Source organism: Maribellus maritimus, from assembly GCF_022267315.1.
In the GTDB taxonomy this organism is placed as follows: Bacteria; Bacteroidota; Bacteroidia; order Bacteroidales; family Prolixibacteraceae; genus Draconibacterium; species Draconibacterium maritimum.
Genome location: NZ_JAIKLE010000026.1, coordinates 53,803 through 77,165 on the forward strand (window position 1 = coordinate 53,803; position 23,363 = coordinate 77,165).

Genomic DNA, 23,363 nt, shown 5'->3' on the forward strand with positions numbered 1-23,363 from the left:
GCAACTAACAAGTTATGGTTATACAACACTTAAGACAAACTATTCGATTCTTTTTAAAAGATAAAAACTATTTCATTATAAATACAATCGGATTTTCGATTGTGTTAACGATTGTACTTCTGGTATCATTCTGGGTCATTCATGAAAAATCATTTGATAATTTTCATCAAAAACGAAAGAATATCTACAGGATAGTCGAAAAAACTTATTTCCCGGGAGAGGAAATCTCCTACAGCTCGTCTATTCCGGAATGGATGGTTAACGTCTTCGAAAAGGAAATTCCGGAAATCGAAGCATCAACCTCTTTATCGTGGGCTTCCAACTTTGTTGCTTCTGCAGAAGAAAGGAATATTGAGATTAACAATGTACTGTATGCTGATAATAAAATATTCAGGATTCTAACTTTCACCCAAGTAGCAGGAAGTCTTGAAAATGCACTTAGTCAACCCTACACTGCAGTAATAACAGAAAATACTGCACAAAAATTTTTCCCGAATGAAAATCCGGTGGGTAAAACAATTAAAAACCAAAATGACCAAAGTTATTTAGTAACAGCAGTAGTAAAAACTTTCCCTCAAAACTCACACATTCAGTTCAACATGCTGCTATCAATGAAAGAAAGAGAAGCTGGTTGGAACATTGAAAACGACTACAATCATATTGCTTCTACATACGTTCTATTAAAATCTGATATTCCACCTTCATCTCTTAATAAAAAGCTAAAGGCTTTTGTTGAAAGGCACATGCCAAAGATGGGAAATGAGGTCACTTTTGAATTACAGGCAATTTCAGATGTACACCTTAAGTCTGTTCACATTAGTCATGAAAGTATAAACTGGTTTAAATACGATAACCGATACCTGACCATCTATCTATTAACTGCCTTTTTGATCCTCATCATTGTCTCCGCAAATTTTGTCAATCTTTCAATAGCAAATTTGTCAAAAAGACACCGGGAATTAAGTGTTAAAAAAATTATAGGTTCAGGGAAAACTGCATTAATCTTTCAATTTATTATTGAGACTGTTATGCTATTGGTCGTCTCCTCAATTTTTGCAGCTGTTTTTCTTCACTTTACAACCCCTATCTTTGAAAATTTCTTCGTTAGGGGACAACATATACTTATAAATAAATGGTACTATGCAGCCTTGTTCATGCTGGCAATATGCATTTTTATTGTATTGTTGGCATGTTTCTATCCTGTACTTATATTGTCGTCGCTCACTCCAATAGAAACCCTTCGGAACAAATTCACCCCCGGTAACAAGGGTGAAAAAACACGCATGTCGCTTACCATTGGTCAGTTTGGAATTGCCATTGCACTTATTGTTTCACTCGTTATGATTAACAAACAGGTACGTTATATTGCCTCAACAAATCTTGGTTATAACCCCGACCTTACGGTGATATTGCCTTCAAACGATTACATATCGGCGCACCTTCATGTTGTAAAGGAAGATTTGCTCCGAAATCCATTAATAAAAGGGGTTACCTATTCCAATACTGATTTTGCTCAGGATGAATGGGGAAATGGTTATGCGTATGAAGGACAACCGGAAAATAAACGACAAAAATCAAACTATATAATAGTTGACAATGATTTTATTGACGTGTACGGTATCCAAATGGCCAGAGGTAATAACTTTTCATCAGATATAATCAAAAATAAAAATATTCAGGCTTTTATTATCAATGAGACACTAGCCAAACAATTAAATTGTGAAGACCCCATTGGGAAAAAATTTAGGATGTACAATACAGATTGGGGTGAAATTGTTGGAATTACTGAGGATTTCAACTTTCAATCGTTACACCAGTCAATAGGACCTCTGGTTTTGGCAAGGGGGGTGATTGGTTACGGTAAAATTTCGGTAAAAATAAATAGTAAAAATATTCAGAAAACATTGAAGTTTCTTGAATCGAAATGGTCTGAATATGAACCTGAGCATTCATTTACCTATTCCTTTTTGGATCAGGAACTGACTCAGTTTTATAAAAAGGAAAGCAACTCTGTAAAAGTTTTTGCTGTACTTACCTTGCTTTCTGTGCTCCTGTCGGTAATGGGGCTTTTTGGAATAGTCTCATATATGGTAGAAAAGCGTGTAAAAGAAATCGGTATTCGAAAAGTCAACGGCGCCAAAATCTCAGAGATATTATCTATGCTCAACAAAGACTTTGTAAAATGGGTATTCATTGCTTTTGTTATGGCAACACCGATTGCCTGGTATGCAATGAATAAATGGCTCGAGAACTTTGCATACAAAACCAGTTTAAGTTGGTGGGTATTTGCTTTAGCCGGTGTGCTGGCTTTGGGAATTGCGTTGTTAACGGTTAGTTGGCAAAGCTGGAGAGCTGCAACGCGAAACCCGGTTGAGGCACTTCGATATGAATAATTAAACAAATAAAGCCATGTTTATCAATAAAATTAAACGACTAATTCGGAATAGCTTAAAACTTAAACAATCCTTGCTGATCAACCTTATTGGGTTATCAGTAGGATTTGCCGTGATTATTACCATTGCATTTTTTGTACAGGAAGAAAAAGCTTATGACCAGTTTCATGAGCAGATTGAAAACCTGTATTGCGTCTTTACCATTGAGCCAACCACCAACAATTCGATAGGCTGGCATGAATCGGTCCCTGCCATTCCGGAAGCACTTCGAAATGAATACCCGGAGATTGCAAATGCCGCCCTGGTACGCAATGGTACCGAAAATATGCTGGTAGAATACGGCAATAACAAAAACTATGAAGACGTACAACTGGCGGAACCCAATTTGTTTCATATGTTTTCATTCCCTCTGGTTCTGGGAGAAATACCTGAAAAAACAAATGAAACACACATTATTGCCTTGAGTCAAAAAATGGCTACCAAATATTTTGGCAATGAAGATCCTATCGGGAAACCAATAATCATTGATAACAAGGATAAATTTACGGTTGTAGCCGTTTACAAAGACATACCCAAAAATTCCAGTATTAATTTTGATTTTTGGATTCCGATTGAACTTGTTGAAGAAACTGAACCGGGTTATCTGGATACCTGGTATAATTTAAGTTTCAAGGCTTATGCTTTGTTGAAGCCCGGAATTTCATATAACGAGGTTAATAAAAAGCTTTATGATCGCATTCAGCAATCAAACCCTGAATCGAAAGATAAAGTACAGTTATATCCGTTTGCAAAACTTCATCTGGAAGCATGGGGACACCAAAAGAATGTTCGCACCATGTCGTTAATTGGCATCATTGTTACGCTGTTGGTTTGTTTGAATTTTATTAATCTGCAAACAGCCGAAGTTTTTAAACGAATCAAGCAGTTTGGAATTAAAAAAATAAATGGCGCCAGTAATCAACACATAAGCCTTCAGCTATTTGCCGAAACTTTTTTGCAAACTTTTTTTGCACTTTTTATCGGCATAATGATGTCTTATGCGGGAAAACCTTATTTGCTTCATCTAATTAATAAATCAAATACAGGAGCTCCATTGCTTACCGGCTTTACTATTTCGGTAGTACTGATTTGTGTGTTTCTGCTTTCCACGCTCTCAGGATTTGTCCCGGCATTAACGATCAGGTCGATTACACCAACCAACTCGTTAAAAGAAAAAATAAGCGAAAAAATTAGTGTAAAAAAGCTCCGGCTTGTTATTATGGCGACTCAGTTCAGCCTGGCTATCATTTTTATCGCCAGTTTAATGATTACTGCCAAACAGGTAAGGTATCTGCAAAACAAAAATCTTGGATTTAATAAAGAACAACTTTTATACATCCGGCTGGATGGTGAATTGTACGATAAACGCGATGTACTTCAGCAGACCCTGAATCAAAACTCCAATATTGTAAGTACTTCCTTTGCCACTAATTCTCCCGTTGGCATTTATTGGAATGGCGGCGGTTGGGACTGGGACGGCAAAGATGCCAATTTTGACCCGCAGGTAACCTATATTGAAACCGATAAAGATTTCAGCAAAACCTTTGGAATTAAAATGGCTCAGGGCGACTTTTTTGAATCTGACAGGCCAGGGGTGGTAATCAACAATACTTTTGCTCAAATGATTGCCTCCGGTGAAAATGTTTTGGGCAAAATACTGATTCTTGAAGATCAGGGAATAAAAATTCCAATAACAGGCGTTATCAAAGACATTCATTTTAAACCACTCGACCGAAAGATAGGTGCTTTGATGTTTATTCCGGAAATGGGATTTGAAAATATGAGGTATTTATTTGTAAAAGTTAGTCCTGCAAACATGACGCAAACACTTAATTTTATTGAAAAAACCGTAACATCTCTAAATCCGGATTTTCCTTACTGGCATCATTTTTTGGATGATGACTTTGCCCGGTTGTATACGCAGGAACGCACTTTACGCTCACAAATGACATTTTTCTCCATTCTGGCTATTTTAATTTCATGTATGGGTTTATGGGGTATTATGGTATTTGTAGTTAAGCAAAGAGTTAAAGAAATTGGCATTAGAAAAGTAAATGGAGCTAAAGTTTCAGAAATATTGGCTTTGCTCAACAAAGATTTTGTGAAATGGGTGGTGGTTGCCTTTATGGTTGCTACACCTGTAGCTTATTATGCTATGAATAATTGGCTACAGAATTTCGCCTATCAAACCACAATAAGCTGGTGGATTTTTGCTCTGGCCGGACTGCTGGCACTGGGAATTGCGTTGTTAACGGTTAGTTGGCAAAGTTGGAGGGCGGCTACGAGGAATCCGGTTGAGGCTTTACGTTATGAGTAGTATTTTACCCCAAACCCCTGAAGGGGCTTAAAGAAGGAACAAAATGATTATTAGTGATAATGTTTCGATGTTTTATAATGCCAAACCTCACATTTTTGAAAAAGCAAAAATGCTGAGGAAAAATATGACTAGGGCAGAAGAAATATTATGGGAACAGCTTAAAGGGAAGAAAATGTTGGGATTACGATTTCGCCCGCAGCACCCAATTGACATTTTTATCACTGACTTTTATTGTCATCCTTTAAAATTGATAATTGAAGTTGACGGAGGAATCCACAAAAGTAAAGAACAGCAAGATTATGATATTGGGCGGGAAGGAGAGTTTGAAAACTGGGGAATTAAAGTAATCAGATTTACTAATAAGGAAATTGAAAATAATATTACTCAGGTTATAAAAGAGACAGAACATGTTTGCAAAGAATATCAATCGGAGCTTCCTTCAAGTCCCCTTTAGGGGATTTAGGGGTAGTAAGCTGGTAAAGCTGGCGTGCAGCTAAAAGAAACCCGGTGGAAGCGTTAAGATATGAATGAATTATCTAAGTAAAATGAAGAAACAAATACGAATCGGATTGATTATTTTTCTTTTTATTTCGTGTAAAAGCGAAGTAGTAAATAGTGGAAAAAAAATTAATGTCGAAGTTGATGAACGAATAGAGTTATTGGCAGTAGTCCAGCATTTTACTACGTGGGCAAATTTCGGACATACACGATATGATTTAACCTATAAATCAGAGATTGAAGAATATTTTAAACCTTATTCTAACCATGAAGCTATAAAACTTTGTCAGGAATTATATGATTTTGGATTTAATGCTGATGCACCTCCTGCATTTGTATTATATTATTCAGCATTACCTGATTTTCAACAGATTCTTCCTTACACTGAATACTTAATAAATCGGGCAGGTTCAGAGTTAAAACTAAAAGTGTTTGCTAATTCCCTGAGAGATTTTGCCATTAAAAGCAACTTCATAGATTTTTATAATTCAAAAACAGATTTTTACAACCAAGTAGTTGATAGTATAAAAGAAAATATATCTGATAATTATATCAATATACTGGAGAGTTATTATGGTGATGAAAAAGTAAGCTACACGATTATTGCATCGCCTCTGTTTCATTCCGGCGGATTTGGACCACAAATTCAATCAAATAACGGTGAATTAATATACAGCATTCAGGGGCCTAAAAAGAGTATCAATGGGTTCCCTGTTTTTGGAGATAAGGAGTATTTTGAAGGCATAATGTTACATGAATTCAGTCACTCTTTTGTAAATCCGAATACTGAAAAGAATCTGGAAGCCATAAATAATTCAGAAAATCTATTTATGCCGATTGAAAATAAGATGAAACGGATAGGCTACACTTATTGGGCTACCTGTGTAAACGAACATTTAGTGAGAACTAATGTAGCCAGAATGTCAGCAAAATTAAATCATAATAAAAACGATATTCTCAAACAAGAATTTGATAGTGGATTTATTTACATATACGATTTAGACTCGTTAATGGAGGAATATGCGAACTCCAGAGATGTTTATACAACATATGAGGATTTTTATCCTGAAATAATCAAGTATTTTGATTATACGAACCAATAAGCGTTTGCTGACGAACTAAGTTTCGTCAGGATGGAAGCATTTAGATACGAATAATTCAACTACTGAAATAAAATGAGAAGTTTAAAAATCATATCCAGAAACCTATTCCTCAAAGGAAAATCAAATGCGTATGTCCTTGTCAGTTTTTCAGTTGCATTTACATGTGCATTACTTATCTATCTTTTTGTTGCCGACGAATTTGCTTTCGATAAGCATTTCTCAAATTATCATCAAACATATCGATTAAATATAGAAGCGAGCGATAAAAGCAATGTTAGCTGTAACCTGCCTGGAGTTTTATACGACCAACTGGAGCAAATACCGGGAACTGAAGAGTATGCACGTTTGCAAACTTATATGGGTGAACGCTACATAACAGTAGATAATGAAACATTTCTTGATGATAAGTTCTTTTTTGGAGATCCGGAGATCTTTCAAATTTTTGATTTTAATTTTCTGACGGGAAGTGCAGATAATGCAATGGAAAAACCGTTTAGTCTGATTCTTAGTAAATCAACTGCCGAAAAATATTTTGGAGACTCAACTCCGATTGGGAAAACCATTCGGATGAATAATCACGACTTTACTGTAACCGCCGTGATAGAAGATATGCCGGCGCAAACACATTTCAGTTTTAAATTTTTAGCCCCCATTTCGAGTTACCGGATAATGGATAACAATACATTAACCCAATGGTATGTTTCGGCCTTTAACTACTATTTTTTGTTGCCGGATAATGTTAATAAGAGTGAAATCGAAAGCCGGATTACCGATGCTTTTGCTGAAGGAAACGGCATTTCACAGGAAGAAAGAAAGTTTAAAATGGCGCTTGAGCCACTGGCTGATATCCACCTGAAAGCGCCAAACACCCGATGGGATAATGCTATTAAAGGCGACATTAAAGTAGTTTACGGTTTTATAGTGATTGCTCTGCTTATTGTAGGAATTGCTATATCCAATTACGTCAATGTTCTTACAGCAAACTATCAGGATAAAGTAAGAGAAAATAGTATTCGAAAAATAAACGGAGCCTCCGGCTTTTCATTGATCCGCAAACAGCTTAAAGAAACTTCTTTCCTACTTACTTTATCCCTGTTTGTTGCAGCAAGCCTGGTTTATTTGCTCCTTCCGTTTGTCAATGATTTAAGTGGCAAAGAATTGGCTCTGAATTTGTCTTTAGTTCCGTTTATTGGAGTGTCTCTTTCCTTGATTGTTGCAGGCTCGGTAGTTTACCCGGTTTTGTTCATGCAGTCTTTTAAAATTGCAGGATTCAGGAAAAGTCAGTCGGTTATTTTAGATCTGAAAAACCGGAAACAACATTTGCGGGTACGGGGAACGCTGGTTACTTTCCAATTGATAATTGCGACGGCGCTCATTGCTTCATCTTTGATAATCAACAAACAACTTTATTTGGTAACGAAAACCAAAACCGGTTTTGATCAGGAAAATACATTGGTGGTCGTCAATCCATACGGAGACGCGATGAATAAACGCTACAATTTGTTTAAGCAAAAGCTGGAAGCGATTGCGATGGTTAAAAAAGTGGGTGTTGCCCAAAACGCCCCGGCCGGATTTATCAATAATTACACACCCGTGTGGCTCCCCGGTGGAGAAGACAAGCTTAAAGCAGACCTCGGGCAAATTACTGTCGACCATGATTTTCTTTCGGCTATTGGGGCAAAATTTATTCAGGGTAAAAATTTCGATAAAAATATCCGGTATGATGAGCAAGTGGGGATTGTAATTAACGAATCAGCCGTTAAAGCGCTCAATCTAACAAATCCTATAGGGCAGAAAGTGGTGGTTCAAAACAATGCATACACACCAAACAATGAAATGGAAATCATCGGTGTAGTGGAAGATATGCAGTATTTTACACTAAAAGAGGCATCAAAACCAGTGATGTATTTTATTCGTGACTGGGGAAAGCACAATATTGTTGTCCGACTGGACGAAGGAAATTACAAAGCTACTTTACAACAAATTAAAAACAAGTGGAATGAGGTGGAACCCGGTCTTCCTTTTACTTATCAGTTTATGGACGATCGGATTAGTTTAAATTACGCATCAGAGATTAGCACGGCGCAAATTATCACTATCCTTTCGGCAATTGCTGTTTTCCTTTCTGTACTGGGAATTTTAGGAATGATTGTTTTTACGGTTCGGCAGCGTATTAAAGAAATCGGCATCCGTAAAGTAAACGGCGCCAAAATTTCTGAAGTATTGGTAATGCTCAACAAAGACTTTATAAAATGGGTGATTATTGCCTTCGTTATTGCTACACCCATTGCATACTATACCATGAATAAATGGTTGGAGGATTTTGCTTACAAAACCAATTTAAGCTGGTGGATATTTGCTTTAGCCGGTGTGCTGGCACTGGGAATTGCATTATTGACAGTGAACTGGCAGAGCTGGAGGGCAGCTACAAAAAATCCTGTGGAGGCTTTACGATATGAATAGTTAAACAAACAAAATATAACCGTGAAAAACCTTTTAAAACTCATTATCAGAAATATCTTAAGATACCCAACCTATTCAATGATTAAGATAGCAGGGCTTTCAATTGGATTAACGTGTTTTATTGCAATAATGCTTTGGGTAAAATACGAAACCAGCTATGATAAATTCCATGTTAATTCTGATAATCTGTACAGGGTGGCATTCACAAACGAAAACGAAGATTTTCATGGTTACTGGCAGCCAGGTAATTTAGGCGGTTATTTGAAGGAAACTTATCCTGAAATTATTGAATCGACAAATTACAGTGAAATACAGATTAAAATTTCTCATGAAAACAAAGGGTTTTATGGGACTGGAAGTTATGCAGACACTGCATTTTTTGCCATGTTTACGTTCCCGTTTAAATATGGGGATCCTGGAAATTCGTTAAAGAATCCCGGTTCAGTTGTACTTACCAGTTCAATGTCTCAGAAACTTTTTGGGGATAAAAATTCGATTGGCGAGATGATAAAGCTAAACGAAGAAATGATTTACACTGTAACAGGCGTGATAAACGATGTCCCTGAAAATTCTCATATGGATTTTGATTTTTTAATTCCTTTTTCCGATGCTGATGAAGAAATGAAAAGCTGGGCTCCCAAATGGACAAAAACATATATTTTGTTGGAAGACAATGCCAACACCGATGTGGTAAATAAAAAAATAGCACAGGTTATGAATAAATTCCAGCCTGCCTGGAAAAATATTCTCTATTTGGTGCCGATGGAAAAAAGCCACTTATACAATTTAAGTGGAGGAGGATTAATTGTTTACATTATTCTGTTCTCTTCGATGGCCGTTATTATTGTATTGCTGGCCTGTGTTAATTTTATGAACCTTTCAACTGCCCGTTCAGAAATAAAACAAAAAGAAATCTTTATAAGAAAAGTGATTGGATCGAAAAAATCACAGCTTGGCTGGCAGTTTATTTTTGAATCGATGTTGTATTCGTTTATCGCTACTATAATTGCAGTCTTTTTAACGATACTTCTATTACCTTCAATAAACAACCTTTTGAATACGCAGCTCCAAATAAATAACTTTTCCTTTATTCCATATCTTATACTTCTTACTGCTATAACCGGGCTAATTGCGGGTAGTTATCCTGCAATATACCTCTCATCATTACTACCAGATCAGTTAGGAAAAAGGAAAATCCAATCACGTCGTAGCCGAAAATGGGATTTCAGGTATATTCTGGTTACATTTCAATTTGTTATTTCAATTTTCTTTATTGTATCAGTGTTGTCCATCAAACATCAAATCAATTTTATTAAATCGAAAGATCTGGGTTTTAACAAAGAGAATGTTATCCGGCTTTCTTCTGTTGGGAAGTTGAGTGAAAAAGCCAAAGAATTCAAAACGGCTCTTATACAAAATCCATCCATTGAAAATGTTACAGTTTCAGTCAATAATCTAACATCATGGATCAACACCGGCCCCCTCGACTGGGACGGACGTAACAAAGATGAATTAATTGAAATCGGGTACAATTGGGTCGATTATGATTTTCTACAAACCTTTGACCTCGAAATGAGCCAGGGGCGTTTCTTTTCACGTGAACATATGTCTGATGTGGACAATGCCCTTGTTATTAATGAAAAGGCTGCTGATTATTTAAAGCTTGAGAACCCTATTGGTATGAAAATACAAACATGGTTTGGTTTTAAAGGTACAATTGTAGGGGTTATTAAAAATTTTCATACAGCGTCGTTACACGAAGAAATCATGCCTTTTGCATTATTATTAGGTGAAAACGGCAATAATATATTTATAAAAACCAACGGAAAAGATACCAAAGCCACCTTGCAATTTATTCAGCAACAACTCAAAAAAGTCGTCCCTGATGATCCTTTTGAATACCAATTTTTGGAAGATCAAATAAATGATCTTTATAAAACAGAAACATTAACCTCTCAAATTGCAGGTATAGGCACGTTTCTAGCCATATTCATCTCGTGTCTGGGACTTTTTGGGCTGGTATTTTCTACCGTTGAACGAAAAATAAAAGAAATTGGGATTCGTAAGACAAACGGAGCAAAGACCAATGAGGTAATGTTTATGCTAATTAAAGATTTTACTTTTTATGTTCTGATAGCTTTTGTTATGGCCAGCCCCTTTGCATGGTATGCTATGCACAAATGGCTTGAAAACTTTGCCTACAAAACCAACCAGAGTTGGTGGATATTTGTCCTTGCCGGTTTACTGGCTTTGGGAATTGCGTTATTAACTGTAAGCTGGCAAAGCTGGCGAGCCGCTACGAGGAATCCGGTTGAAGCCTTGCGCTACGAATAATCTTTATAAAAAACTTTAAAATAATTCTATTATAAATGATTAAAAATTATGTAAAAATAGCATGGAGGCAGTTTCTTAAAAATCGCACCCTGTCGTTTGCCAAACTTATTGGATTGGGAATCGCTTTTGCTGTTGTTTTATTTGTTGCCACATATGTTTGTTCCGAATATAGTTTCGACAACTTTATTCCAGAAAAAGACAATATCTACCGGGTTTACCGGCAGGGAGTACTCGACGGACAAAATATTAACTCCGTTGTTACTTCACCTCTTCTGGCTGAATATTCCATTAAAGAAATTCCGGAAGTAACAGAAGTGCTCAGAATCCAAAACCAGGGGAATGCCTTTATTGAAGTAAAAGATGAAGTGAGTAATGTGCCGGGGGCAATCTATGCTGACCCCAACTTCCTTGATTTTTTCCAAATTCCATACAACAGAAGCTTCTCCCTTGCTTTGCCCGATAAAAACAGTGTTGCTATTTCGGAAAAGCTTGCCTTAATGTATTTTAAATCCGAGGAAAATGCACTTGGACATGAATTAAAGATCAAATATGGAACCCATTATGAATCATGTATTGTTTCATCCGTATTTCGCGACCTACCCCCAAACTCACATTTAGAAGTAAACCTCATCAAAAATATCAATAAAGTTATTGATCCGGCGAGCCAGGATTGGGAGACAAAAAACACTACTACCTATATAAAAACAGGAAATAAAACTACTGGTAAAAATGAATTGAACTTTAAATTAACAAAACTGATTTACTCACAATCCGATATTGACGGAGACGGTGTATTAGAGAAAATAAATGAGAATAATTTTACTGAACTGACACAGTCAAAAAATGTCCCGGTTAAATACTACACTGAACCCCTTAAAAAGATACATCTGTCAAACCACGATTTTGATTTTGCGGTAACCTCAAGCAAGATTTATCTGTATGGTGCAATGGCAATAGCCTTTATTCTTTTTTTAATTTCAGGAGTAAACTTTATTAATCTGACACTGGCCTCTCATTCCCTTCGGCTAAGGGAAATTGGTGTCCGGAAAACGAATGGCGCATTTCAAATGCAACTTTCAAAAATGTTATTAACTGAAACTATTTTTCATTGGATACTGGCATTTTTACTGGGTATTATTATTTATTTAGGAACTAAAAATCTACTAACCCAACATCTAAACCTTTCCATTTATCTGCAAAATTTCGATTTATTTAAAGTGCTGTTCTATAGTTTTTGCGGGATTATACTTTTTAGCATCTTCATCAATTTGATTCCGATATCCTACTATTCCAGACTAAATATCTTAGCTCTGCTCAACTCAAAGCGTCCTAAATCAAAATCTCCAATTGGCTCAAAAAATGTGCTTATTGTTGTTCAGTTTACATTGTCGGTAATCATTATTCTGAGTACCCTTATTGTTCAAAAACAATTGACTTATTTAAATTCGAAAAACAGGGCATATGGCGCAAACAACATTATTATGTTTCGTTTGTATGACCTAAACCGCCCCAACAGATTCAGCTTCGTAGAAAAGCTAAAGTCATTCGCCTCGGTTGAAGAAGTTAGTCTTTTAAGCCAGTTTATCGGGGATGATCCAGAGATGGTATCCGTTTATTTTAACCACTCCGGTGATGCCGGAAACCAACTGGTTGCCAAACGGCTTTTGATTGATGGAAATTATTTTCAAACTTATGGACTAAAAATATTAAAAGGAAGGGGATTTAACGAAAACAGAAATACAGATTACGATTGTGTTATTTTGAACGAGACGGCTGCACGCGAGTTTCCTGGGAAAAATGATATCCTCAACCAGTATATTATTAATGACAACAAAACCTATAAAGTAGTGGGGGTGGTTAAAGATTACAATTACAGATCACTACACCACAAAATTGAACCCCTGTTGATTTTCAGGGGCAAATACATTGGAAATATTGCCATGAAAATTAGCAACAACCAAACAACTGAGGCTTTAGCTGCACTTTCGTCACTTTGGGAAGAATACAAAATAAAAAGACCTTTGTACTATCAATTTTTGGATGACACACTGGCTTTAAAATACAACAAAGACAGACAGGCCAAAAAATTAATGCTGATTTTATCGGTACTGTCTATTCTTGTGGCCTGTATAGGCTTGTATGCTATCTTATTCTTTTCCATAAAAACCAAAGTTAAAGAGTTGGCCATACGAAAAATAAATGGAGCTTCTGAAGTTGAAATCGGATGGTTGATTGTAAGTAAATACATGTTTTTAATAACAATATCGGTGCTGATCTCTGTTCCGGTTTGCGTTTTGGTTATGCGTCAGTGGCTGGAAAACTTTGCCTATAAAACCAATTTAAGCTGGTGGATTTTTGCTTTGGCCGGCATGCTGGCACTGGGAATTGCTTTTCTGACGGTGAGCTGGCAAAGCTGGCGGGCTGCAACGCGGAATCCTGTTGAAGCACTGAGATATGAATAAGTATTAAATTTTGTAGTCATGTTTAAACAAGAAATAAAACTCATTTTTCGCATGTTAAAAAGGCAAATTGCCACGTCGTCGATTAATATTTTTGGATTGGCAATAGGTTTCACTTTTGTAATTCTGGCTGGTGTTTATGCGTTCTCGGAAATGAGTTTCGACCGTTTCCACAAAAACCATAAATCGTTATACCGGGTAGAATGGCGTACCCCTGATATGAATGTCATTTATACACCTGGGATTATGAATTCGTGGGTAAAAGAAAACATGCCGGAAATTGTTCATTCAGCAAGGGTTTTGAACGATGAAGAAGGCTTAACCGAACGAAATATCATTTATAATCAAACAAAATACAATATTGATAATCCCCTGGTTATTGATGATGATTTTTTCCCGATGTTTTCTTTTGATGTTTTGTCTGGGGAAGTAAAATCATTTTCTGCCGATAAATATTCTGTTGCGCTTTCAAAATCATTAGCAGGAAGAGTATTCGGGAATGAAAATCCCATTGGGGAATCCATTGAATACAAAGGAGGATTATTCACCGTCAAGGCGGTTATGAATGAAATTCCACAAAATTCATCCATCAAATTCGACATGCTTTTGCCTGCATCGAATATGCCAGGTTATGTAACGATGGAATGGTTGAATAATAATGTTCATACTTTTATTCAGACTGATAAACTTGCACAGGCTGACCAACTGCAACAAAAAATAAACAAAGGGCTAACTTCCGAATTTGCTTCCTTGGGATTAACAGAACAGACAAAAAACAGAATCTACCAACTAAATCCCCTGGACAAAATTTATTATTCGCCTGGTAACTCGTTCAGCGATATAGGTGTACACGGCAACCGGAAAATAACCCTGATGCTGATAAGCCTGGTCTCGGTTGTACTCCTGATAGCCTTATTGAACTACGCTAACACCTTTTTATCCGGGGCATCCGAAAGTATCAAAAAGATAGGAATCAGGTCGGTAAACGGCTCTTCGCGTACAAACAATATCCGCTTTTTGGTTTACCAGTCAGTTTTACCATCTGTTATTGCTGTAACAATTGCTTTTTTTATCAGCTATCCGGTAAAAAATATACTAAGTGACTTTTTAAACATTACCATGCCTGATTTACGTCCGTCCTACTTTATAATTGCGCTTTTAATCGGAGCTTTAACCGGTGTACTGGTTGGATTATTCCCGGCTTTAAAATTTACATCGTATAAAATTACAAGTTCATTAAAAGAAAGTAACGATTCGGGCAAAAAAGTAAATCGTATTGGCAACGTATTTTCAGTGGCTCAGTTTGCCGCTTCAATTGCCCTTATAATTTCGGTTATTACCATTTACAAACAGATGAATTTTGTATTTACTGAAAGCAGTAAAAATCTGTCTGACGGAGTGATTATTTATATGCCAATTGCAAACCGTAGCGCAGAAACATCACCCAATATAAAAAGAATTGAAGAAGCATTAAAAAAGATTCCTGAAATTGAAAAAGTTAGCACCAGCCTGAGCATACCTGGCGATGAACATTACTCTGATTTAGGTAGAATACCGCTTGTTAAAAACGGGGAAGAAGAATTAATTCGTATTAACCATAACATGGCAGGAGCCGATTATCCTGAAACGATGGATTTTGAACTTGTAGAAGGAAGGTTTTTTGACGACAAAATAGTATCCGACAAACAATCGTATATTGTGAATGAAACGTTTATCAGAAAACACGGCATTCAGGATATTTCCGGAACCTTGTTAAATGGTTCACCGGTAATTGGAGTAATAAAGGATTTTCACTACAATTCGTTGCACAACGAAATTGAACCTGTAGCTATTCGCTACGAAGAATCGTACCAGTCGCGGATTATGGTAAAACTGGCATCGGCCAATACTTCATTAACTGAGGTTGTAACTAAAATTAAAAGGGAGACCGATGAAATTGATAACGCCGCCGTTTCCGATGTTTTTTTCCTCGACCAGCACATTGCCAAACTGTATGAAAAAGAAATACAGATATCGAATATTTTGTTTGTTTTGGCTTTGTTTTCCATTCTCATTTCAGGGATGGGGCTTTTTTCCATGTCGATGTTAATTTCAAAAATGAGGACGAAGGAAATCGGCATCCGAAAAGTAAACGGAGCTAAAGTTTCTGAAATTCTAAGCATGCTCAATCAAGACTTTGTAAAATGGGTAGTTGTTGCATTTGTAATCGCAACGCCTGTTGCCTGGTATGTCATGAATAAATGGCTCGAAAACTTTGCCTACAAAACCAACCTGAGTTGGTGGATATTTGCAATGGCCGGAGTTCTTGCATTGGGAATTGCATTATTAACAGTTAGCTGGCAAAGCTGGCGGGCTGCTACAAGGAATCCGGTTGATGCACTAAAATATGAATAAATAAAAAAGAAAAAAATGAAACCTTATAAATTAAAAATAACCATCAGAAATGCCCGAAAAAATGGTGTTTTGACTTTTGCAAAGCTGTTTGGACTATGTGTTTCTTTTGCTGTTATTTTATTTGCAACCGGCTATGTAGTTTATGAAACCAGCTTTGATAAAAGTATCCCTGATAATAAAACAATTTATCGTTGTTTGATGCAAGGAAAGCTAAACGGAGAGGATGCTGATTTTGCAGTCACCAGCCCGGCAATGGCTCCGGCAATATTGAGCGAAATACCGAAAATTAAAGAAACGGTGCGAATTCTTCCTCAGGGTGAAGCCTCATTAAAATATAACGATCTGGTTTTTAACGCCGGACATCTGATTTATGCAGACTCTAATTTCTGCAGTTTTTTTGGATCTTCTGTAAAAACGGAAACAGAAAACCCTCTGAGTGCCGACAATTACATAATTATTGCAGAAAGTCTTGCTGAAAAACAATTCGGTTCTGCCGGGAATGCGTTGGGCAAAGTGGTCGAACTGCGGGGAGAAAATTGTATTGTAACCGGTACTTTTGAAGATTTACCCGAAAACTTTCATTTGCAGGTGAGCCTTATTCAGCCCCTAAAAAAATCAAATCCCGACAAAGTCGGCTGGGGTTCACAAAGTTACTATACCTATTTTAAAACCAACCGGGGAAATATTGAACCGGACGAACTCAATTTTAAGATTAGTAAAACGGTTTATACTCATTTCAACGACGATATTGACGGTGCTAATGCAAAAACACTGGAGGATCTCAAGGCTTCGCCCGATTTATATATATTGTATACCGCAGAAAAATTAACTGATATCCACTTCAGCAACCATAAATTTGACCCCGCAATTACCTCGAATAAAACCTATGTTTACGGAGCGGTTATTATAGCTGTTCTTATTCTTTTGATTTCATCCATTAATTTTATAAACCTTAATATTGCCAATATATCAACACGGTTAAAAGAAATAGGTATACGCAAAACTTCCGGTGCATACAACCATCACATTTTTTCACAATTCTTGTACGAAACAGTTATTTTTTGGTTTGTTGGCTTTGCTTTGGCTTTAGCTCTTTATTTACTTGCAGAAAATACACTTGAACAATATTTAGGCTTTGCTATTTCTCTGTCTACCGGAGGAATGATAAAAATTATTGCCGCTGTTTTTATTGGTCTTTTAGCTTTTAATCTAACCGCCAATTTCATTCCGATATCATTTATTTCAAATAAAAAAATACTGGGTTTGATTAAAGAAGAAAAACCTGCAAAAAAAAGCTTGTCAGCAAACAGCAGTTTTGTTTTTCTTCAGTTTGTGCTCTCGGGTTTAGTAATTCTTGCGTCTGTCGTTGTCCAAAAACAAATCAATTACATGGTTCATAAAAATCGGGGATATGATACAGAAAATGTGATGATGCTATCCATGTGGTCAATAAATCAGCAAACCCGAAAAAATTTTACAGACGAACTAAAAACGTATAGCGTCGTAAAATCTGTTTCAACAAGCGATACATATTTTGGCAACGATCCGGGCATGAACGATGCCTATTTCGAGGTAATGGATGATGCACATTACTTTCATACTTCGATTATGCCTGTGAGTGCGGAGTTCCTTAATACTTTTAACCTTGAAATAAAAGAGGGACGCTTTTTTGACAAAGAAAGACAATCTGATTCAGAAGCTGTTGTACTTAATGAAACCGCACTGAAAAAATACACGGGAGAAGGATCAATTATCGGGAAACAAGTTATTGTTGACGGAAATTACAAAGTAATTGGTGTAGTAAAAGATTTCAACTTTCGCTCGCTACATCATCAGGTTCAGCCGCTGGTAATGGTCCTGACAAAAGACAAAGGAAATATTTTTATAAAAATTCAGAATGAAGAGATAGCCAAAGTTACCGGCATTCTCCAAAACCTCTGGGAAAAGTACAACATCGACTTTCCGCTCCAATACCAATTCCACGATGATGTTCTGGCGCAACACTACGTAGGCGACCAACAGGCCAAAAAGCTTTTGATGATACTCTCCATGATTTCAATTGCAATTGCTTGTGTCGGATTGTACGCAATTAGTTTTTTCACCATAATCAGAAAAACCAAAGAAATAGGGATACGGAAAGTGAATGGAGCAAAAGTATCAGAAGTGATGTCGATGTTAAATATTCATTTTATCAAATGGGTTGGATTTGCTTTTATTCTGGCAATGCCCGTTGCATATTACGCCATGCACAAATGGCTCGAGAACTTCGCCTATAAAACCAGTTTAAGCTGGTGGATTTTTGCATTAGCTGGTTTGTTGGCTTTAGGAATTGCACTACTGACAGTGAGTTGGCAAAGTTGGCGGGCAGCTACGAGAAATCCGGTTGAAGCATTACGGTATGAGTAAAAGCCCCTCCCTGAGAATTTAGGACTAAACATTCTGACAAAGACTTTCGAGAAATGACAAATACAAAAGAGAAATAAACAATACGATTTTCATAGAGCAGACCATGTAAACATAAAACTCAACTAGATGAAACATCTGAAAAGATTTTATAGAAACCTTGCTAAAAACCGGGTTGTTAACGGGATAAATATTTTGGGATTGTCCGTGGGTATTGCTGCTATATTGCTAATATGGCAACACATACAGTTTGAAAAAAGTTATGACAATTTTCTTGACAATAAAGAAAACCTTTATCGATTGGTTTTTTACAGACATTATTCAACCGGGCTTGATAAAAGCGTTGGGAATAGTTATGTAGCCGGGCAAATGGCTTATGATAACATCCCTGAAATTGAAGACTTTATGCGCTGTAAAAAATCAACAGAACTAATTAAAGCCAACAACGAAATTTACAAAGAGGAACGCACCTTTTTTGCCGATAGTTCATTTTTTAGCCTGTTTTCATACCCAATACTTGAAGGAGATCCTTCTTCATTATTAAACGCTCCGAATACAGCTGTCATTTCTGAGTCGCTGGCTATAAAATATTTTGGGAAAAGCAGCCCGATAGGAAAAACAATAACACTGGTTAATTATGGAGACAAACCGCTAACAGTAAAAGGTGTTGCTAAAGATACGCCAGATAATACCCACCTGAAATTTGATTTAGTCATTTCACTGTCAACAATAACCAATCAATCTTATTGCTACACCTGTAACAACACCAATACCTATTTTCAATTGGCAGCAGGCAGTGAGCCAGAAAAAGTGGTTGGTGAAATTAATCAACTGGCCTATAATTATTTTGAAGAAAAGGGATATAAGCTGGATATGAAAATAGAATACAAGCTTCAAAGGGTCAGCGATATCCATTTGCATTCCAATTACCGTTTTGAACATGAAACAAACGGAAATTACACCTATCTGCTAATTTTATCCGTCGTTGCCCTATTTATCGCACTAAGTGCTTTACTCAATTATACCAATATTTATGAATCGATTATCCGTAAGAAAAAAGTTTCTTTTGGCATTCAAAAAATAAATGGTACATCCTGGAAAAGCCTCTTTGCAAATTCTGTTATCGATACTTTTAATGTATGTTTTATAAGTCTGATTCTAAGTTATATATTTTTGATGGCAGGATTTCCCCTGTTAAAAGAAAAACTTCAATTAGGCTTTTCGTTGAATACTTTTCTCTCACCCGAAGTAACCTCATATACTGTCGTTGGAATTCTGCTTACAAGCATTATTATTGGCTTGTTCATTGGAATTAAAACACTTCGCACGTCGGCGCTCGCCATGGTTCAATCAAAAACAACAAAGGGTAATGAAAAAAGATTGGGAAATAAATTCGTTCTGGTACTCCAATTTGGAATTGCCATCATATTGATAACGGGTTCTATCCTGGCAATTAAACAAATAAATTTCATGCAGCAATCTGTTTTATCCATGGATATGGACCAGATTTTGGTCGTTAAACGTCCCGGCGAACGTAATTCCAATTTATTGCAAAAACAATTTGAAGAAAGATTAACACAAATTCCCGGCGTTTCCGATGTTAGTTATTCAACCATTGCTCCGGGGCAAAAAAACAGTTGGGTAAAGGGTGGCGTTACCATCCGTGGCCTCGATCGCCAAAGCGACCAACTGTATCAGTCGAGTGTTGCTCCCAACTTCTTTAATTTTTTTGGAGTTCAACTTTTGGCCGGACGATTTTTTTATGAAGAAGAAACAAATTACGGCACAGACTCCAGGCACGTTATTTTAAACAAAGAAGCAGCACAAGCGCTTGGTGCCGACAATTATTCCGAATTAATTGGCAAACAGGTATATGATTCAGAAAATAACTCTGTTTTGGGTGAAATCGCAGGCGTTGTTGACGGATACTTTCAAAACTCTCTTGAACAACAGGTTAATCCAACCATCTTCAATCCCGACCAATACGGATATTATATTTTCACAAAAATTAAGAGTAATAATCCCATCGAGGTTGTCGACAAAATAAAAGCGGCTTTTAAAGCATCCTTTACCGACAGCTATGTGGATATGTTTTTCCTTGACGATTTGTTTAACCAACAGTATAAACAGCATATACAGTTTAAACGAATTTTAACCCTGTTTAGCTTTATGGCAGTAATTATTTCGATGCTGTCAATACTGGGCATCGCTATTTTAGGAGCTTCTTCCAGGATCAAAGAAATAGGCATACGCAAAGTAAACGGCGCTAAAATTTCTGAAGTAATGACAATGCTCAATAAAGACTTTATACTGTGGGTGGGAATTGCATTCGTCGTAGCGACACCAATTTCCTGGTTCGTGATGAATAAATGGCTCGAAAACTTCGCCTATAAAACCAGTTTAAGCTGGTGGATTTTTGCATTAGCTGGTTTGTTGGCTTTGGGAATTGCAATACTGACAGTGAGTTGGCAAAGTTGGCGGGCAGCTGCGAGAAATCCGGTTGAAGCATTACGGTATGAATAAAACAAAATTATTACAAAAACAACTTAAGACCGTTATTATTATGATTAACATTCAAAATATAAAATTTTCAAAACGCAACTTATTAAAAAACAAAACGATTTCCCTCATTAATATTGCTGGCTTATCTGTTGGTATTACCGTCAGCATGCTAATCTTTACTTATGTGTATAGCGAGTATACCACCGACAGAACAATACCTGATGTGGAACATATTTATGCCCTGACTCAGGATGGTGAAGCGCACATGTCGTACAACCTTGTGAATTTGATGAGAAATGAAATTCCGGAAGCAAAAAACATAACACTCTGTTCTTCAGACTGGTCATCACAGGTTTTTCTCAGGAATGATGAAAATAACTTTAAAATTGAAAACGTACTCTGTGCCGACTCATGTTTTTTCCGGGTATTCCCTTTTAAAGCTGCTTTTGGGAACCCAACCACCGCATTAGATAACCCCAACCGTTTGGTAATAACCCGGGAACTAGCGAAAAAAATATTCGGAAATGAAAACCCGGTAGGAAAAGAATTGATTTACAATGCAAGCAACTTTCAGGATATTACTGTTCAGGTTGATGCGGTGATCGAAGACCTGCCTGCAAATTCTTCCTGGAATTTCGATGCTGCAATATCGTTGCCAACCTATTTTAACATAAGTTGGTATAAAGAGAACATGAGAAATTGGGGAACCAATTCTTACAATGCGTTTTTGAGGACAGGGGAAAACGTTTCGGCGGAAACATTAAATAAAAAGCTTACAGCCTTACCAAAAGATAAATTACCTGGGTACATGAAGGATATAAAACTTAGTTCACTCCCCTTTCTGAGTGTATACTTTGATTTTCCACAGTTAAAACTTTTAAAACATGGCACCCGCCTAATTTTATCGATAATACTGATTACCGGAATTTTAATTATACTACTTGCCTGTATAAATTACGCGAACCTTGTAACCGCGCAACGTGAAAAAAGATTTAAAAATATTGGCATCATTAAATCGCTTGGAAGTCAACGACGGAACATTGTAAAACTGTTCGCCACGGAATCGGTATTGAGTTTCCTTTTGGCAGTAATAATCTCCGTTTTACTGATAAGTCTGTTGTTTCCCTTTACCAGACATATTCTTGCGTTAAATTTTGATTTACAATCATTTTTCTCTCTCCGGAATCTGGCGTTTCTGTTTGTTGTTTTTGCTCTTACCATAACTATAACCGGAATAATTCCAGGTGTTGTTTTCAGCCGTTATAAAGCCCATCTCCTTTTAAAAAAAATGCCCGGCATCGAATCCCGGAGAAACTATCTGCGAAACAGTATGTTGGTTTTTCAGTTTGCAGTCTCAGTGGTTCTAATTGCCGGAATTCTTTTTATTAACCGTCAATACAAATATATGAGTGATTTTGATACCGGTTTTGAAAGTGAAAATATTGTTTTTGCAAATACCAATATCGATTTAGGGAAAAACATCCAGGCTTTTAAAAACGAATTGGAAAATATTGCGGGAATTAATGAAATTACCTTTTGCAGTAACGAATTGGGTTATATTAGCGGTGAATGGGGACGCATAGTGGTAAAAAACGGCGAAAAAGAACAAATTAATTTTGCAAAAGTTACCGTTTCTCCCAATTTTTTCAACTTTTTCGGAATGGATATATTGGATGGACGGGGGTACACCGAAAGTTCCGAAAAGCTACAGGAATATATATTTAATGAGGAAGCCGTCAAGCAGTACAATCTTAGTACTAACGGTAACAACAGAGTAAACTATGGAGACCCGGTAAAAGGACATGTCGTCGGAGTTGTTAACGATTTTAATATAGAATCACTGCACGTACCCATACGCCCGGCTGGTTTTACGTGCTCAAACGATTTTTGCGATGTGGTTTATTTTAAAACCAATGTCGCAAATTTTAAGCAGCTAAGGGAAACCATGAACTCAGTTGAAAAAATTTGGAACCAACTTTCCCCGAACTTTCCATTTGAGTATAAGTTTCTCGACCAGTCACTGGAAGCTCTTTATACCAGGGAAAAACAATTCCAGTGTATTTTGAGTTTCGCTACTATTGTTTCATTGCTTTTATCCTGTTTAGGATTAATTGGACTTTCTTTCTTTGTAATGGAACAGCGTACCAAAGAAATTGGCATCCGCAAAGTAAACGGAGCAAAAATCTCTGAAATTTTAACAATGCTGAACAAGGATTTTGTGAAATGGGTAGTTATAGCCCTTATAATTGCTACGCCTATTGCGTATTATGGAATGAGTAAATGGCTCGAAAACTTCGCCTATAAATCCAGTTTAAATTGGTGGATATTTGCCCTGGCCGGAATTCTGGCTTTGATGATTGCATTGTTAACGGTGAGTTGGCAAAGTTGGCGGGCTGCTACAAAGAACCCGGTTGAAGCGCTGCGTTATGAATAACTAAAATTTCTGTTCCGATTCAAG

The 23,363-nt window shown here is 36.8% G+C and carries 11 protein-coding genes; all 11 read left to right on the plus strand.

What is annotated here, in order from left to right; translation table 11 throughout:
* Window positions 1-14 precede the first annotated feature (14 nt).
* The 11 genes from K5G00_RS20365 to K5G00_RS20415 all read left to right on the plus strand — a co-directional run bounded on the left by K5G00_RS20365 (window position 15) and on the right by K5G00_RS20415 (window position 23,339).
* On the plus strand, window positions 15-2,393 hold the full coding sequence (locus tag K5G00_RS20365) for an ABC transporter permease (RefSeq protein WP_238768082.1): 2,379 nt from the start codon (window positions 15-17) through the stop codon (window positions 2,391-2,393).
* A 16-nt stretch (window positions 2,394-2,409) separates the two neighbouring features.
* A complete protein-coding gene (locus K5G00_RS20370) occupies window positions 2,410-4,749 on the plus strand; it encodes an ABC transporter permease (protein WP_238768083.1) in 2,340 nt (779 codons plus the stop codon).
* A 43-nt stretch (window positions 4,750-4,792) separates the two neighbouring features.
* A complete protein-coding gene (locus K5G00_RS20375) occupies window positions 4,793-5,203 on the plus strand; it encodes an endonuclease domain-containing protein (protein ID WP_238768084.1) in 411 nt (136 codons plus the stop codon).
* A gap of 91 nt (window positions 5,204-5,294) precedes the next feature.
* Window positions 5,295-6,350 carry a DUF4932 domain-containing protein gene (locus K5G00_RS20380; protein ID WP_238768085.1) on the plus strand — a complete coding sequence of 352 codons (1,056 nt, stop codon included), beginning with the start codon at window positions 5,295-5,297 and terminating at the stop codon, window positions 6,348-6,350.
* A gap of 72 nt (window positions 6,351-6,422) precedes the next feature.
* Complete coding sequence (locus K5G00_RS20385) at window positions 6,423-8,813, plus strand: ABC transporter permease (protein WP_238768086.1); 2,391 nt, start codon at window positions 6,423-6,425, stop codon at window positions 8,811-8,813.
* A gap of 21 nt (window positions 8,814-8,834) precedes the next feature.
* Entirely contained in the window at window positions 8,835-11,147 is a 2,313-nt protein-coding gene (locus K5G00_RS20390) for an ABC transporter permease (protein ID WP_238768087.1), read from the plus strand.
* Between the two features lie 35 nt (window positions 11,148-11,182).
* The gene (locus K5G00_RS20395) at window positions 11,183-13,609 is read left to right on the plus strand and encodes an ABC transporter permease (RefSeq protein WP_238768088.1); all 2,427 of its coding nucleotides are present in this window, start codon (window positions 11,183-11,185) and stop codon (window positions 13,607-13,609) included.
* Between the two features lie 18 nt (window positions 13,610-13,627).
* Window positions 13,628-16,000 (plus strand): ABC transporter permease, encoded by a 2,373-nt coding sequence (locus K5G00_RS20400; protein ID WP_238768089.1) that lies wholly within the window; start codon window positions 13,628-13,630, stop codon window positions 15,998-16,000.
* 15 nt (window positions 16,001-16,015) lie between these two features.
* The gene (locus K5G00_RS20405) at window positions 16,016-18,406 is read left to right on the plus strand and encodes an ABC transporter permease (protein ID WP_238768090.1); all 2,391 of its coding nucleotides are present in this window, start codon (window positions 16,016-16,018) and stop codon (window positions 18,404-18,406) included.
* A 126-nt stretch (window positions 18,407-18,532) separates the two neighbouring features.
* Complete coding sequence (locus tag K5G00_RS20410; protein WP_238768091.1) at window positions 18,533-20,926, plus strand: ABC transporter permease; 2,394 nt, start codon at window positions 18,533-18,535, stop codon at window positions 20,924-20,926.
* Window positions 20,919-23,339, plus strand: coding sequence for an ABC transporter permease (locus K5G00_RS20415; RefSeq protein ID WP_238768092.1), 2,421 nt, complete (start codon window positions 20,919-20,921; stop codon window positions 23,337-23,339). The genes K5G00_RS20410 and K5G00_RS20415 overlap by 8 nt, the downstream gene beginning before the upstream one ends.
* The last annotated feature ends 24 nt before the right edge of the window (window positions 23,340-23,363 follow it).